Genomic DNA, 15502 nt, shown 5'->3' on the forward strand with positions numbered 1-15502 from the left:
CGACACCGCGGAATACAGCTCGGCTGAACTTCACTTTTACTGGATAGACTTCCATGCTGTATACTTGCACAATAGAGCAAGACAGCCATCGGAGTTCGCCATGAGCCGCCCCCTCACCTCGCGCCAGCAGAACGTGTACGACTTCATCGTCAAGACCATGCACGAGCTCGGCTATCCTCCCACTCGGGCCGAGATCGCCCGGGCCCTGGGTTTCCGCTCGCCGAACGCCGCCGAGGAGCACCTGCGTGCGCTGGAGCGCAAGGGCGTGATCCGGGTGATACGCGGCACTTCGCGCGGCATACGCCTGCCGGCACAGGACAACGATACCAGCGCCCTGGAGCCCAACAGCGAGGGGTTGCCGGTGATCGGTGAGGTCGCCGCCGGTAGCCCGATCCTCGCCGCCGAGCATATCGATCGCTACTGCCCACTGCCGCCGGACTACTTCACGCCCCGCGCCGACTACCTGCTCAAGGTTCGCGGCCTGTCGATGAAGGATATCGGCATCCTCGAAGGCGACCTGCTGGCGGTGCATCGCACCGAGCGTGTGCGCGACGGCCAGATCGTGGTGGCGCGTCTCGAAGACGAGGTGACGGTCAAGCGCTTCCATCGCCAGGGCCATCGGGTCGTGCTGGAGGCGGAGAACGCGGAGTTCGCTCCCATCGAGGTCGACCTGCGCCATCAGGAGCTGGAGATCGAAGGAATCGGAGTGGGGGTCATACGTGGCGGCAACGGCCAAGCTTTGGGTTGATCGCTTCCTGAACTCGACCATACGGCGTTGGAGCTCTCCTCGGAATGCTCATTGACTACAGTCAACTCCGCTTCCTCGTCGAGCTCCGCCTAGTCTGGTCATCGCTCAGAAAGCGCTCCAACTGAGCGGAACGACACTGATGAGTCGCAAGATTCTGCATGCCGACTGCGACTGTTTCTATGCCGCAGTGGAAATGCGCGACAACCCGGCGCTGCGCGAGGTGCCGCTGGCCATCGGTGGCAGCGCCGAGGGCCGCGGGGTGATCGCTACCTGCAACTATCCGGCGCGGGCCTACGGCATCCGCTCCGCCATGCCGACCGCCAGGGCTCTGCGCCTGTGCCCCCACCTCACCCTGCTCAAGGGTGACTTCGACCGCTACCGCGAAGCCTCGCAGCAGTTGCTGGCCATCTTCCACGAGCTGACGCCGCTGGTGGAGCCGCTCTCGCTGGATGAAGCCTTTCTCGACGTCACCGACGTCACGCGCTTTTCGGGCAGCGCCACCTGGATGGCGCGCTGGTTGAAGGAAGAGTGCTTCAAACGCGTCGGGATCACCGTCTCGGTTGGCGCGGCCCCGGCGAAATTCCTGGCCAAGATCGCCAGCGACTGGGAGAAGCCGGACGGCCTCACCGTCATCGCCCCGGACCAGGTCGATGCGTTCCTGCGCCAGTTGCCCGTAACCAAGCTGCACGGCGTCGGCCCGGCCACGGCCAAGCGTCTCGAGACGCTCGAAATTGCCACCTGCGAAGATCTGCAGCAGGTTCCTCTGGAACGCCTGCTGCAGGAATTCGGCAAGTTCGGCCGCCGCCTGTTCGAACTGTCGCGGGGCATCGACGAGCGGCCGGTGCGCATCGAGCGCGAGCGCAAGTCGGTGAGCGTGGAGACCACCTTTGCCAGCGACCTGCCCGACCTGGCCCAGTGCTACGAACAGTTGAACCCGCTCTGCGAACGCCTGGAGGCGCGTCTGGCTCGCCACGGCCACCCGCCCGTGTCGGGGGCCTTCGTGAAGGTACGCTTCGACGACTTTTCGCTGACCACGCTGGACTCCCGAGGCGCTTCGCCCAGCGCCGAGACCTTCGCCTCGCTGATGGAGCAGGCCTGGGCCAGGCAAGGACGCCCGGTGCGCCTGCTCGGCGTGGGCGTGAGGCTGGTGTCGGACGATGCCAGACGCCAGCTCAGCCTGCCCTTCTGATTCCTCGCCGCCTGCCACTCAACTACCGCCTCCCGATCACTTGGTATCGATATAGCGGTGGCTGTCGAAGGTGGCGACCCAGTGGGGGTGGTAGACCATTAGAATGCTGAGCAGCATCCCGGTGATGAAGGCTTCGGGCGGCATCAGCAGTGGCAGGAACAGTGCATACTCCCTGGCCAGGTACACCGCCTCCGGATCGCCGGCCGCCAGCATGACCAGCCCCAGCCCAGCGCCCCCAGCTCCCAGCGCTGCCAGCGCCGCACCGAAGAAGCCGCATACGAATATGAGCACGAACAGGTTGTCGGGCAGATAGCGGTCCACGATGCGCCAGATCGACACCGTGATCATCATGGGAATCACCCCGTTGACCAGCACGTTGACGCCCAGCAAGGGCCAGCCGACCTTGCCCAGCAGCACCAGGGAGAGATTGGCGATCAGATTGGTCATGAGCGCCAATGGCGCCTTGAAGATCAGCGTCAGCAATGCCGTGAGCATCAAGTGCAGGCTCAGCCAGTCCACCGACTGCGCCCTGAGCTGCCACATCAGCACGACCGCCACGCTTGCCGCCAGCCAGCGGTGCTGCAGAGCCCGGTCGCTCAGCAGCACCTGCCAGGAGTGATGCACCACCGACAGCCCCAGCACCGACAACGATACCGCTGCGCAGGCAAGCAGTATCCATGTCGGTAGTATCAGCTCGGATATGGTCATGCCGAACTCCCTTCGGGTTCAGGCAAAGACGACCGTCTTGTTGCCGTGGATCAGCACCCGATCTTCCAGATGCCAGCGCAACCCGCGGGCCAATACCGCCTTCTCCACGTCGCGGCCGAAACGCACCAGGTCCTGCGGCGTATGGCAGTGACTCACCCGGTGTATGTCCTGTTCGATGATCGGCCCGGCGTCCAGTTCCTCGGTGACGTAGTGACAGGTGGCGCCGATCAGCTTCACGCCCCGGGAGTGAGCCTGATGATAGGGACGCGCACCGGCAAAGGAGGGCAGGAAGCTGTGATGGATGTTGATCACCCGACCGGCATAGCGCTGGCACAGTCGCGGCGGCAGGATCTGCATGTAGCGGGCCAGTACCACGACGTCGGCCTCCAGGGCCTCGACCTGGCGCTCTACTTCGGCAAAGGCTGCCTCCTTGTCGTCGGCCTGCACGGGAACATGGAAATACGGCAGGTCGTGCCACTCCACCAGGCCGCGCATGTCGTCGTGATTGGAGATGACACCGACGATCTCGCAATCGAGCTCCCCTGCCGTCCAGCGGTAAAGCAGATCCACCAGACAGTGGGACTCGCGGGAGACCATGATCACCACCTTGGGACGACGGCGGGTATCGCGCAGAGCCCACTCCATGTCGAATTCACGGGCCACGGGATCGAAGGCCTCGGTCAACTCGCTTGCGCTCATGCCGATGGAGTCGGCGAGAATTTCGTAGCGCATGAAGAAGCGTCCGGCCTCCAGATCGGAGTGCTGGCTCGCTTCGGTGATGGAGCCCTCATGGCCCGCAATGAACCCGGAAACGCGAGCCACGATGCCGCGACGATCGGGACAGGAGACGACGAGTCGATAGTAGTGAGACATGAAAAACCCGCTGCTGAACGGAATCAGGAAGCCGGCATTGTAGCGAAATCGACATACCCACGACACGCCCAACCGCAGCCGCCCGCGGGCATTGCATTGTGAAGGGTCGCGACGATCCCGTATAGTGAAGACTCAATTGCCTGGTCCCTGTCTTGCCGATGTCTTCTACTCGCGTCACCATTCGTCCCCGCCGTCGCTGCCCGCTTCACTTCCTGCCGCTGGGGGGCTGTGGTGAGATCGGCATGAACATGACGCTGTATGGGTACGAAGAGACATGGATCGCGGTCGATTGCGGCATGATGATCCGTCAGGATCTGCCCGACTCACCGCTGCAGGTTCCCAGCCTGGAAACACCCGAGGCCCTCGGCATTCGCCCCCAGGCGCTGCTCATCACCCACGGTCATGAAGACCACATCGGTGCAGCCGCCTGGCTGTGGCCCAAGTGGCAATGCCCGATCTATGCCACCCCGTTGGCGGCCGGCCTGCTGCGCGCCAAATTCCACGAGCGCGGTCTCGCCACCGATGCCATTCAGGTGATCGAGCCGGGCGAAGCCCTGGAAAGCGGCCCCTTCACCCTGCGCTATCTGCCGTTGACCCACTCGATACCGGAGAGCTGCGCGCTGCTGATCGTCGTCGGCGATTACCGGGTGCTGCACACCGGCGACTGGAAGCTCGACCCCGAACCGCTCATCGGCCCGCCAGTGAAAGGCGCGACCTTTCGCGCCCTGGCACCGCTCGACCTGCTGGTGGGAGACTCCACCAATGCTCCCATGCCGGGCCACTCGCGCAGCGAAGGCGAAGTCGCCAGGGCCCTGGAGCAGCGCCTTGCCCAGTGCACGGGCCGGGTCGTGGTGACCTGCTTTGCCAGTAACCTGGCCCGGGTGCTGGCCGTGGCCAGAGCCGCCGAGCGCTGCGGACGCCGGGTAAGCCTGATGGGTCGCGCCATGGAACGCATGGTAGCCGTGGCCCGGGGGCTGGGTTACCTGGAGGACATGCCGGCGCTTGTCCCGGTCAGCGACCTGGGTTATCTGCCAGCGGAAGAGGTGCTGGTGATCGCCACGGGCAGCCAGGGGGAACCGCGGGCAGCATTGAGCCGCCTCGCCCATGGCCGACACCACAGCTTCGAGCTGATGGCAGGCGACACCGTGCTGTTCTCGGCCAAGGCGATTCCCGGCAACGAGTATCAGATCGAGCGCCTCAAACAGGCACTCAAACGCCTCGACGTGACGATCTGGGACGAATTCAACCATCCAGAGCTGCACGCCTCGGGGCATCCTGCCCAAGAGGAGCTACGCACCTTCTACGGCTGGGTACGACCGCATCATCTGCTGCCGGTGCATGGCGAACCACGCCACCAGCAGGCCCATCAGGAGCTGGCGCACTCGATGGGCATCCAGTCGCCCCTCTTACCGGTCAATGGCGATCTGATCCGGCTGGATGCGGAAGGCCTGAACGTCGAATCTCGCCATCCGCAGCGCCCCTGCATCGTCAGCCAGAACGCCGTCGCTCCCCTGCCCGGCCTTGCAGCGGAACAGGGCTCATCGCGTCACGGCATTCTCTATCTGGCCCTTTCGGTGGCCTACACGGGCACGGGCTGGACCCGCATTGGCAGGCTGATGATGGACGCCCACCGCGTCAGCGCCATGGACGAAGACAGTTTCACCGAATGGCTGGATGAAAGGTTGGAAGAGATCGATGTGTCGACGCTGGCCGAACTACGCTCAGCCCTGCAGCCTCAAATCACCTACTGGCTCGGTCAACATCTGCGCCAGTTGCCCGACATTCATCTGCAGCTCTTTGCCGTGGAAACACCGGCCTTTCGCTGAATTCTTCTCATGGCGACACAAGTGAACCGCTCCTGACATGAACAGCAGAAGGGAGCAAGGCCCCCGCCTTGCTCCCTTCTGTGGCACTACTAGCAGACGACTCGTTCCCTGCCGGGTCACGAACCGCTGGCATTCTTGGGTGGCCGACCGCGCCGACGGCGAGGTTGCTCACCCACGAGATCTTCCACGGAGAGACCAGCATCGCTCATGGCCTCACGGATCTCAGCCAGTTTTCTTTCCTTGTCCGCTTCTTCCTGTTTGCGGAGCTTCTCTTCCTCATTTTTCTGTTCGATGACCTCGCCGATAACATCGGAGAGCTTGTGCAGCTGCTCCATGCTCAACTGGCGAGCTGCGGCCCGAGCCACGTTCTTGTTACGGGCGATGCGCTCCAGGGTTTCGCTGGACATTGGCCTCCTCCATGCAAGAAAACGACGAGTCAGCCACAAAGGCCCACTCGTCGAAAGTATATGCCGATTTGCCATTTTGGCAAGAAAAGGGCCCACCAACGATGCACGGAATAGCGTCAAAGAGTTCCGACTTATGTCGGCATCTTCCCTCTCTTATCCACCCGTCATGTTCATGAAGCGAACGATCTGAACATCGCCATCGGTGGTGAAATGGTGGCGCTCGGGCTTCAGAGGAAGTGCCTTGACGATGGCATGCTTGAGGGCATCGAGATCCCCCGGGTGCTGGCGCAGTACGGCACGCAGATCGACCGAATGCTCATTGCCAAGGCAGAGCAGAAGCCGCCCTTCCGCCGTCACACGGACCCGATTGCAGCTGGAGCAGAAGTTGTGGCTATGAGGGGAAATGAAGCCGATACGGCTGTCGCTGTCGCTCATGCGGTAGTAGCGCGAGGGCCCCAGCGTCGATTCGGTAGTCGGAATCAGTTCGTGACGCCGCTCGATTGCCGCCTTCACCTCGTCGCTGGAGCAAAAGGTCTCGGCCCGCGAATGATCGGAGACATCGCCGAGGGGCATCTCCTCGATGAAGCTGAGATCGACTCGCTCGGAGCGGGCGAACTCGACAAGATCGAGCACTTCATCGTCGTTGCGACCCTTGAGGATCACGGCATTGAGCTTGATGCGCTCGAAGCCGGCTTCGCGTGCGGCACGCAAGCCCTCCAGCACACGAGACAAATCGCCGGTACGGGTCAGCTTACGAAAGCGCTCGGGATCCAGGGTATCCAGGCTGATGTTGAGCCTTCCCAGCCCAGCTTCACGCAAGCGATGTGCATGCTTGACCAGCCCTGCCCCATTGGTGGTCATGGCCAGATCGCGCAGTCCCGGCAGCGCACTCGTTGCCTCGATGAGCTGATCGATGCCGCGCCGCACCAGGGGTTCTCCACCGGTCAGCCGGATCTTCTCGACCCCCATCTCGACGAACGCTCGCGCCACCAGAGTCAACTCTTCCAGCGTCAATATCTGCGCCCGAGGAAGGAAGGTCATCTCCTCGCTCATGCAGTAGACGCAGCGGAAATCGCAGCGATCCGTCACGGAGATCCGCACGTAGCGGACACGCCTGCCGAAGTCGTCGATCAACTCGGAAGGCAATGGCTCAGGGGATTTTGTCATTCTCGCTCTCCCAGCGGCTGGCATCACGGTAATCCGACTCACGCTCGGCAACCCAGTAGTCACCCGTGATGCTGTGTTCCTTTTTCCAGAAAGGGGCTCGGGTCTTGAGATAGTCCATGATGAAGTCACAGGCTTCGAAAGCGGCGCGCCGATGCGCACTGGCCACCACCACCAGTACGATAGGGTCTCCCGGGGTCAGTCGTCCAACCCGGTGAATGACCCGCACCCCCTGCAGCGACCAGCGAGCCTCGGCTTGATTGACGATCTCACCCAGCGCCGCCTCGGTCATGCCCGGATAATGCTCGAGGGTCAGTGCCGTGACATCGGGCCGTTCGTTGAAGTCGCGCACCAATCCGGTGAAGCTCACCACGGCGCCGATGTCGGAACGGTCGGCAAGCAGCCGCTGCTGTTCAACGCCGGCATCGAAAGGCGCTTCCTGAACCCGAATCATCGCCTCAACCTCCCGTCACCGGCGGAAAGAACGCCACTTCATCGTCGTTGGTGATGGGAGTCGCATCCAACGCCATGACCTGATTGACGGCACACAGCACCCGACCCTCGCTGAGATGGGCAAAGCGAGGATCGCGCTTCACCAGGACACTTTTCAAGCCGCCGACATCGGTACTCGGCAGGCTGTCCAATAGCAGAGTGAGATCGCTGACGCCCAAGCGCTCGCGCAATTCGGCCAGAAACTTCACCCGCACACAGGGGGAATCGATGTCACAGCGGCTGCCCACCGAGACCTGCCCGGCCGCACCCTCACCCGTCACGATGGGGGCCGTTGCCGGCTCCACTTGGCGCCGATAATCTCCCGACTTGCCGCCCTGTTTGGCATCCAGGTGGATGGCGCCGATCTCCATGTCCTTATCGACTGCCTTGCACATGTCATAGAGCGTCAGACAGGCCACCGAGACGGCCGTCAGCGCCTCCATTTCCACACCGGTGCGCCCATTGAGGCGACACGTGGCGACGACCTCGACGCGGCTGTTCTGCTCATCCAGATGAAAGTCCACCGCCACCTTCGAGAGCGCCAAGGCATGGCACAGCGGGATCAGCTCGTGGGTGCGCTTGGCCGCCTGAATGCCGGCGATACGCGCCGTGGCCAACACATCCCCTTTGGGCAGCCCACCCTCGCTCAGTAGCGCCAGGGTCTCGGGCTTCATCTGGATATGGCCTGAAGCGGTCGCCTCGCGGCGGCTTTCCGGCTTGTCAGCGACATCGACCATATGGGCTTCGCCGCGCGTATTGAGATGGGTCAGACTCATGGGGTGCAGCCTCGGGATCGGTTGGGCAGTTGTCGGTTCAATGATGAAGCGCGTCAGCGGATGGCATCGCGAGGCGCGCACTCGGCCGGCCAGCGTGCCGGCCAGGCCGCCACCCAGGCGGCAATGGCGTTCAGGTCGTCGAGGTCGAGCCATTCGACCCCCGGCGGTAGCGCCACCCGGGGCTGGCTCGCCACGGCCTTGATCCACGGGTCTTCGGCCACTCGCAGCGTCTTGCCGACGGCCTCGCGGTAGAGTTCCAGCTTCGGCAAGGGCCAGGCCTTGAAGCCCTCTACCAGCACCAGGTCGGGCCGCTGGCTGCGCACGACGTCGATCAGTTGCGCAAGATCGGCCTCCTCACTCTCGGGCGTTTCCATCATCATGGCCCACCTGGCCCGTGACGCAACCAGCATCGGGGCCGCTCCCGCCTGCCGCAGGCGATGACTGTCCTTGCCCGGCTGGTCGACATCGAATTCATGATGCGCATGCTTGATCACGGCGGTACGCAGGCCACGCGCGGCAAGGCGCGGCAGCAACGCTTCCAGCAGCGTGGTCTTGCCGGTACCGCTCCAGGCGGCAATCCCCAGCAGCGGCAGTGCATCGTCGAAGCCAAGCGCGGCAGGCTGCGTTCGAGACATCAGGGTCAACTCTCCTCGTTCGGGCGCATCTCCAGGCGCCGCTTGTCATCTTCGCTGTTGAGATTGATGAAGGCGTCCGGACAGTCACTGAAATCGATGGCGATCCAGGCATGGCGCTCGACCCAGCGACCGACCTTGCGCTCTCCTGCCTGCAGGGCGACATGCAGGTCGTCGGCCAGCGAGCGCTCGAGCAGCATGACCACGGGGTGCAGGCGTTCACCGTCATGGGCCACGGCGATGCGATGCTCGCCGATGCCGGCGACCATTCTCGCCACCAGATCGTCCGGCAGCGCCGGCGTGTCGCAGGGTACCACCAGCACCCAGGGCGTATCGGCAGCGAGCAGGCCGCTGTAGATACCCATCAGCGGCCCCTGGAAGCCCCCCAAGGCATCGGGCACCACCCGCCCGGCCAGCCGGCGATAGTCGTCGAGGTGCCGATTGGCACTGATCAGCACCTCGGCTACCCTGCCGGCGAATCGCGCCTGCACGTGACTTACCAGCGCGACGCCACGAAGCGGCTCGAGCCCCTTGTCTCGCCCGCCCATCCGTCGACCCTCACCGCCGGCCAGGATCAGGCCGGTCACGTCGGTAAGAGGGTTGGGTATCGCGTTTTCTGATCGATCGGTCATACCCCATCATGCCTCAGCCCGCGCGCCGCTTCCACGGCGCCGTACCGAACATGGGTATTGCCATGATCAAGGTCATCTTATCCAAGGCGCAGCTAACGGGTATCATGTGTCAAACAAATCGAACGTTCTGGACCTGACAATGGAAGGATTTGATGTAGGGACACGTCTGCGCGAATTGCGCAAGACACGCAAGCTGTCCCAGCGTGAACTGGCCAAGCGAGCCGGGGTTACCAACAGCACCATTTCTCTGATCGAGCAGAACAGCGTCAGCCCCTCGGTGAGCTCGCTGAAGAAGATTCTCGATGCCCTACCGGTATCGATCAGCGCGTTCTTTGCCGGCGACGAGCCCTCACCGCCGCGCGCTTTCTATCCCGCCGAGGAGCTCACCGAGATCGGCGACGGCCATCTCTCATGGCGGCTGGTGGCGGCACGCCGCCCGGATCGCAGCATGTCGATCATTCATGAGCGCTACCCTCCCGGAGCGGATACCGGCGGGGACATGCTCGAGCACGATGGAGAGGAGGGCGGCGTGATCGTCGCGGGCGAAATCGAGCTCACCGTGGCCGGCGAGACTCGCCTGCTCCGCGCCGGCGACGCTTACTACTTCGATTCACGCCTGCCCCACCGTTTCCGCAATGTGGGCGATGCGGAGTGCGTGATCGTCAGCGCCAACTCCCCGCCCACCTTTTCCGAAGGCGGCAAGGAGTTGCACCATACGTGAGGATCACTCCTCTTCGGCGGTGGGCAGTATCCAGTTCAGCACGATGCCCACCAGCGCGGCGAGGCTCACGCCCTGCAGGGTGAACTGGCTGCCACCGAACTGCATGCCGCCGATGCCGAACACCAGGATCAGCGATACCACCACCAGGTTGCGCGGCGCGGTAAGAGAGTGCCCGGCGCGCACCAGGGTGTTCATGCCGACCACGGCAATGGAGCCGAACAGCAGGGTCATGATACCGCCCATCACCGGGCCGGGAATGGTCTGCAGCAGCGCGCCGAGCTTGGCCACGAAAGCCAGCGCGATGGCGATGCAGGCGGCTACCACCATGATCCTGGGGTTGAAGGCACGGGTCAGGGTCACCGCGCCGGTCACTTCGGAATAGGTGGTGTTGGGCGGACCGCCGAACAGCGCCGCAGTGGTGGTCGCCAGACCGTCACCCAGCAGGGTACGGTGCAGACCGGGCTTTTCCAGGTAGTTCTTGCGCGTGACCGAGCCGATGGCAATCATGTCGCCGATATGCTCGACCGCAGGCGCGATGGCCACGGGGATCATGAACAGGATTGCCGCCCAGTGGAAGCTTGGCGCCGTGAAAGCAGGCATGGCCAGCCAGGCCGCGTCCTGCACCGGCGTGAAGTCGACGACGCCCATCAGCAGGGCCAGGACGTAGCCGGTGACGATGCCGCCCATGATCGGCACCAGCCGCAGCAGGCCGCGACCGAAGACGGCCAGTACCAGAGTCACCAGCAGACTCACCATGGAGAGAAAGATCGCCGGCCCATAGCCGATGTTGTCGCTGGTCTCGCCGGTGGCCATGCTCACCGCCACCGGCGCCAGGGCCAGACCGATCACCATGATCACCGGCCCCACCACCACGGGTGGCAGCAGGCGATGCAGCCAGGCCGTGCCCTTCAGGCGTACCGCCTGTGAGATCGCCACGTAGACCAGCCCCGCCGCCATCAGCCCGCCCATGGTGGCCGGCACGCCGAAATTGACCACCGAGCCCTGGATCGGGGCGATGAAGGCGAACGACGAAGCCAGGAAGACCGGCACGGTCACCTTGGTCACGCCGTGGAACACCAGGGTACCCACCCCGGCGGTGAACAGCGCCACGCTGGGGTCGAGTCCGGTCAAGAGCGGCACCAGCACCAGCGCGCCGAAGGCGACGAAGAGCATCTGTGCCCCGGTCAGCAGCACCCTGGGCAGGGATTCGGCAGGCGCCTGCGCAGCCGCCACATGTTCGTTCATGGGGTGTTTTCCTTCTTTTGTCGTGTCGTTGGCTCGAAGGCGTCCTGCCCAGAAAAACGCCCCTGGATCGCGATCTCAGGGGCGTGTACTCCATTTCTTCGACCTAGGGAAGCGCTGAACAAATCGACGAGCGAGATGAAGCGCAAGGCGCACGGAGCACAGGAACCGGAGCATATGGGGTATATGTGAGGATTCCGCGCACCGCGCAACGCAGCGATTCGCTCGCGCAGGCATTTGTGCAGTGTTTCCCTAACGGGTGCCGAAGATCTTGTCACCCGCATCGCCGAGGCCCGGGACGATATAGCCGTTCTCGTCGAGGTGATCGTCCACCGCCGCGGTGTAGATCTCGATGTCGGGATAGGCGTCCTGTACCCGCTTGATCCCTTCGGGGGCCGCCACCAGCACGATGACCTTCATCTGCTGGCAGCCGCGGTCACGCAGCATGTCCAGCGTTGCCACCATGGTGCCACCGGTCGCCAGCATGGGGTCGATGACGATGGCCATGCGCTCGTCGAGGTCATTGGCAAACTTGGCGAAGTACGGTACCGGCTCCAGCGTCTCTTCATCGCGATAGAGCCCCACCACGCTGATCCGGGCGCTGGGGATCAGGTCGGTCACGCCATCCAGCATGCCCAGCCCGGCGCGCAGAATCGGCACGATGGTGACCTTCTTGCCCTTCAGCAGCTTCACCGGAATCGGCTTGCCGCTCCAGCCGTCGATGTCCTGCTCTTCCAGCTCGAGATCCTGGGTCGCCTCATAGGTCAGCAGCTTGGCCAGCTCGCCGGCCAGCTCGCGAAAGCTCTTGGTGCTGATGCCGGCTTCGCGCATCAGACCCAGCTTGTGCTGGACCAGCGGATGTTGAATGGCATGGACGCTCATGACGGACCTCTTGGCGTGGGTGGAAGTGGCGACCTGCGTCGCATGGACGAGTCGCGCGCATTTTACTCTCATCCTGCCGAGAGTTTAAGGCAGAAGCCGGCCAGCCGGCTTCAGGGCTCTGCAGGTAGCTGCCAATCGATCGGTTCACGGCCGTTCGCTTGCAGGAAGGCATTGGCGCGGGAAAAGTGCCGATTACCGAAGAATCCCCGGTGCGCCGAGAGCGGAGACGGGTGCGGCGACTCCAGCACCAGATGCCGCGAGGTGTCGACCAGCACCTTCTTCTTGCGGGCGTGACTGCCCCACAGCAGGAACACCGAGGGTTCGGCGTGGGCATTGACCGTCTCGATGGCGCGATCGGTGAAGTGCTCCCAGCCCCTGCCCCGATGTGAGCCGGCATTGCCCTGCTCCACCGTCAGCGAGGTGTTGAGCAGCAGCACACCCTGTCGCGCCCAGTGCTCGAGGTTACCGTGATCTACCGGCTGGAAGCCGACATCGGCGACCAGCTCCTTGTAGATGTTGACCAGCGAGGGCGGCGCCGGGACCCCTGGGCGAACCGAGAAGCACAAGCCATGCGCCTGATTGGGTCCGTGGTAGGGGTCCTGCCCCAGGATCACCACCTTGACCCGCTCCAGCGGCGTCAGCTCGAAGGCGCGGAACCAGTTCGAGGAGTGCGGGTAGATCACCTTCCTGGCGGCCTTCTCCGCCGCCAGGAAGTCACGCAGCGTGTGCATGTAGGGAGCCTGGAACTCGTCTCCCAGCCAGCGCTCCCAACTCTCGGATAATGGACAGCTCATGTTTGCTCGACTCTATGTCGCCTAACGCTTGACCTGGTCGACCAACGGCTCGACGTAGGCCACCCCCATGTCCCACGGGAACTGAATCCAGCAGTCCTGGGCCACTTCGGTCAGATACTGATCCACCAGCGGGCGCCCTTCGGGCTTGGCGTAAACGGTGACGAAGTGCGCCTTGGGCAGCATTTCGCGTACCTTGCGCGCCGTCTTGCCGGTATCGACCAGGTCGTCGACCAGCAGCCAGCCGTCGCCGTCGTGGTCGACGCCCTTCATCACGTCCAGGCCACCCTGATCCATGTGCTCGTAGCTGCTGATGCAGACGGTATCTATCAGCCGCACGTTGAGCTCGCGGGCAATCAGCGCCGCCGGAATCAGCCCGCCGCGGGTGATCGCCACGATGCCCTTGAAATCGCGCTCGACCAGACGATGGCACAGTTCGCGCACGTCACGATGCAGTTGATCCCAGGAAACGGTGAAGTGCTGGTGATAGCGGGCATGGCTCATGACGTCACTCATCCTCATTGAAGGAACAGACCGCAAAGACGCCGAAGCCTGCCTCACGGATCCTTGCCGACCCGCCGATCTCGGGCAGATCGATGATGGTGGCGGTTTCCACCACCTGGCCGCCCGAACGGGTGATGAGCTTGGCGGCAGCAAGCATGGTGCCGCCGGTGGCGATCAGATCGTCCATGATCAGGATCCGATCCCCCTGACGGAATGCATCGGAGTGCAGCTCCACCTCGGCCTGACCGTACTCCAGCGTATAGGTCTCGCTGATGGTGCGGAACGGCAGTTTACCCTTCTTGCGTACCGGCACGAAGCTGCAGCCGAGCTCGTAAGCGACGGGCGCCCCGATGATGAAGCCGCGCGCGTCGATGGCCGCGATGGCATCGAGCTCCATGTCCTGATAGCGATGCACGAAGCTGTCGATCAGCTTGCGAAAGGCAGAGCTGTTCTGCAGCAGCGGAGTGATATCGCGGAAGTTGACCCCCTGCTGCGGCCAGTCGGGGACGGTTCGGATCACGGACTTGATGTAGTCGCCGTAAATGCTCATCGCGGGTCTCGGTGAGGAAATGTCAGTCTAGGAACAGGAACTTCAATACGAACAGGATCGCCAGCACGACCACCGCCGGATTGAGGTCACGGAAGCGTCCGGAAAGGGTCTTGATAGCAGCGTAGCTGATGAAGCCAAGCGCGATGCCTTCGGCAATGGAGAAGGTCAGCGGCATGGCCAGTGCGGCGATCAACACCGGCGCGGCGTCGGTCGGGTCGTCCCAATTGGCATGGGCAAGACTGCCGGCCATCAGCACCGCCACATAGAGCAGCGCGCCGGCGGTGGCGTAGGCTGGAATGGAACCCGCCAGCGGCGCGAAGAACAGGCTGATCAGGAACAGACTGGCCACGACGACCGCGGTCAGGCCGGTGCGCCCACCTGCGGCGATACCGGCGGTGGACTCGATATAGCTGGTCGTGGTCGAGGTACCCAGCACCGCACCGGCCATGGAGGCGCTACTGTCGGAGATCATGGCACGGTTCAGGCGCGGCAGCTTGCCGTCCTTGTCGAGCAGACCACCCTTGTGCGCCACCCCCACCAGGGTGCCGGAGGTGTCGAACAGATCGACGAACAGGAAAGCGAAGATGACGCTGAGCATGGCCACGTCGAGTGCACCCATGAGGTCCATGGCCATGAAGGTCGGTGCAATGGAGGGCGGCATCGACATCAGGCCACCGTACTGGTTGTGGCCCAGAATCATGGCCAGCACCGTCACTCCGAGAATGCCGATCATCACGGCCCCGGTGATTTTCAGATAGGCCATGGCGGTGATGGCGAAGAAACCCAGCAGCGCGTAGATGGCAGCCGGCTGGGAAAGATCGCCGAGCGCCACATAGGTGGCCGGATTGGACACCACGATGCCGGCATTTTTAAGCGCGATCATGGCCAGGAACAGGCCGATACCGGCGGCAATGCCGAGGCGCAGGGAGAGCGGAATGGAGTGGATGATCCACTCGCGCACCTTGAAGATGCTGAGCAGCAGGAAACAGAAGCCGGAGAGGAACACGGCCCCCAGCGCCGCTTCCCAGCTGTAGCCCATGCCCAGCACGACACCGTAGGTGAAGAAGGCGTTGAGCCCCATGCCCGGCGCCTGAGCGATGGGATAGTTGGCCCACAGCCCCATGACCAGACAGCCGACGGCGGCCGCCAAACAGGTGGCGACGAACACCGCGCCATAGTCCATGCCGGTTTCGGAAAGAATGCTGGGGTTGACGAAGATGATGTAGGCCATGGTCAGGAAGGTGGTGATCCCGGCAATGACCTCTGTCTTCACGCTGGTGTTGTGTTCCGTCAGCTTGAAGTGTCTTTCGAGGATGTTCTTCATTTTTGGCATTCCTGCGCACGAGTGCTGGTTAGCGACCAGGG

At 63.4% G+C, this 15502-nt stretch carries 18 protein-coding genes; 4 read left to right on the top strand and 14 right to left on the bottom strand.

Going from position 1 to position 15502, the window contains the following annotated elements; translation table 11 throughout:
* Window positions 1–100: 100 nt before the first annotated feature.
* Window positions 101–748 carry a transcriptional repressor LexA gene (gene lexA / locus HOP59_RS15650; protein WP_010628329.1) on the top strand — a complete coding sequence of 216 codons (648 nt, stop codon included), beginning with the start codon at window positions 101–103 and terminating at the stop codon, window positions 746–748.
* A gap of 139 nt (window positions 749–887) precedes the next feature.
* Window positions 888–1937 (top strand): DNA polymerase IV, encoded by a 1050-nt coding sequence (gene dinB, locus HOP59_RS15655; protein ID WP_010628328.1) that lies wholly within the window; start codon window positions 888–890, stop codon window positions 1935–1937.
* Between the two features lie 36 nt (window positions 1938–1973).
* Here the strand turns inward: dinB and HOP59_RS15660 are convergent, their stop codons facing one another.
* Both HOP59_RS15660 and purU read right to left on the bottom strand, forming a co-directional pair.
* The gene (locus HOP59_RS15660; protein ID WP_010628327.1) at window positions 1974–2645 is read right to left on the bottom strand and encodes an energy-coupling factor ABC transporter permease; all 672 of its coding nucleotides are present in this window, start codon (window positions 2643–2645) and stop codon (window positions 1974–1976) included.
* 18 nt (window positions 2646–2663) lie between these two features.
* Complete coding sequence (purU, locus tag HOP59_RS15665) at window positions 2664–3518, bottom strand: formyltetrahydrofolate deformylase (RefSeq protein WP_026038114.1); 855 nt, start codon at window positions 3516–3518, stop codon at window positions 2664–2666.
* A gap of 242 nt (window positions 3519–3760) precedes the next feature.
* On the opposite strand from purU, the gene HOP59_RS15670 reads away from it, so the two are divergent.
* Window positions 3761–5344, top strand: coding sequence for a ribonuclease J (locus HOP59_RS15670; RefSeq protein ID WP_010628325.1), 1584 nt, complete (start codon window positions 3761–3763; stop codon window positions 5342–5344).
* Between the two features lie 116 nt (window positions 5345–5460).
* Here HOP59_RS15670 and HOP59_RS15675 read toward each other — a convergent pair whose 3' ends face one another.
* The 6 genes from HOP59_RS15675 to mobA all read right to left on the bottom strand — a co-directional run bounded on the left by HOP59_RS15675 (window position 5461) and on the right by mobA (window position 9447).
* On the bottom strand, window positions 5461–5751 hold the full coding sequence (locus HOP59_RS15675) for an H-NS family histone-like protein (protein ID WP_010628324.1): 291 nt from the start codon (window positions 5749–5751) through the stop codon (window positions 5461–5463).
* Between the two features lie 153 nt (window positions 5752–5904).
* Window positions 5905–6918, bottom strand: a complete 1014-nt coding sequence (gene moaA / locus HOP59_RS15680) for a GTP 3',8-cyclase MoaA (protein WP_035591109.1) — start codon at window positions 6916–6918, stop codon at window positions 5905–5907.
* Complete coding sequence (moaE, locus tag HOP59_RS15685) at window positions 6902–7369, bottom strand: molybdopterin synthase catalytic subunit MoaE (RefSeq protein ID WP_010628322.1); 468 nt, start codon at window positions 7367–7369, stop codon at window positions 6902–6904. Before moaE ends, moaA begins: the two co-directional genes overlap by 17 nt.
* A gap of 4 nt (window positions 7370–7373) precedes the next feature.
* Window positions 7374–8183, bottom strand: a complete 810-nt coding sequence (moaC, locus tag HOP59_RS15690) for a cyclic pyranopterin monophosphate synthase MoaC (protein ID WP_010628321.1) — start codon at window positions 8181–8183, stop codon at window positions 7374–7376.
* A gap of 53 nt (window positions 8184–8236) precedes the next feature.
* Window positions 8237–8818, bottom strand: a complete 582-nt coding sequence (mobB, locus tag HOP59_RS15695; protein ID WP_010628320.1) for a molybdopterin-guanine dinucleotide biosynthesis protein B — start codon at window positions 8816–8818, stop codon at window positions 8237–8239.
* Window positions 8819–8823: 5 nt separating this feature from the next.
* On the bottom strand, window positions 8824–9447 hold the full coding sequence (gene mobA / locus HOP59_RS15700; protein ID WP_234254571.1) for a molybdenum cofactor guanylyltransferase MobA: 624 nt from the start codon (window positions 9445–9447) through the stop codon (window positions 8824–8826).
* A 139-nt stretch (window positions 9448–9586) separates the two neighbouring features.
* On the opposite strand from mobA, the gene HOP59_RS15705 reads away from it, so the two are divergent.
* The gene (locus HOP59_RS15705) at window positions 9587–10168 is read left to right on the top strand and encodes a cupin domain-containing protein (protein WP_010628318.1); all 582 of its coding nucleotides are present in this window, start codon (window positions 9587–9589) and stop codon (window positions 10166–10168) included.
* A gap of 3 nt (window positions 10169–10171) precedes the next feature.
* Here the strand turns inward: HOP59_RS15705 and HOP59_RS15710 are convergent, their stop codons facing one another.
* From HOP59_RS15710 to HOP59_RS15735, 6 genes are all read right to left on the bottom strand, one after another.
* A complete protein-coding gene (locus tag HOP59_RS15710) occupies window positions 10172–11413 on the bottom strand; it encodes a uracil-xanthine permease family protein (protein WP_234254572.1) in 1242 nt (413 codons plus the stop codon).
* 249 nt (window positions 11414–11662) lie between these two features.
* Window positions 11663–12292 (bottom strand): uracil phosphoribosyltransferase, encoded by a 630-nt coding sequence (gene upp, locus HOP59_RS15715; RefSeq protein WP_010628316.1) that lies wholly within the window; start codon window positions 12290–12292, stop codon window positions 11663–11665.
* A gap of 110 nt (window positions 12293–12402) precedes the next feature.
* Window positions 12403–13086, bottom strand: coding sequence for a uracil-DNA glycosylase (gene ung, locus HOP59_RS15720; protein WP_234254573.1), 684 nt, complete (start codon window positions 13084–13086; stop codon window positions 12403–12405).
* 21 nt (window positions 13087–13107) lie between these two features.
* Window positions 13108–13587: a xanthine phosphoribosyltransferase gene (gene gpt, locus HOP59_RS15725; protein ID WP_010628314.1), complete on the bottom strand. Its 480-nt coding sequence runs from the start codon at window positions 13585–13587 to the stop codon at window positions 13108–13110.
* A gap of 4 nt (window positions 13588–13591) precedes the next feature.
* Complete coding sequence (locus tag HOP59_RS15730; protein WP_010628313.1) at window positions 13592–14137, bottom strand: adenine phosphoribosyltransferase; 546 nt, start codon at window positions 14135–14137, stop codon at window positions 13592–13594.
* Between the two features lie 22 nt (window positions 14138–14159).
* The gene (locus HOP59_RS15735; protein ID WP_234254574.1) at window positions 14160–15461 is read right to left on the bottom strand and encodes an NCS2 family permease; all 1302 of its coding nucleotides are present in this window, start codon (window positions 15459–15461) and stop codon (window positions 14160–14162) included.
* Between the last annotated feature and the right edge of the window lie 41 nt (window positions 15462–15502).

The organism is Billgrantia aerodenitrificans (genome assembly GCF_021404405.1).
In the GTDB taxonomy this organism is placed as follows: domain Bacteria; phylum Pseudomonadota; class Gammaproteobacteria; order Pseudomonadales; family Halomonadaceae; genus Halomonas; species Halomonas aerodenitrificans.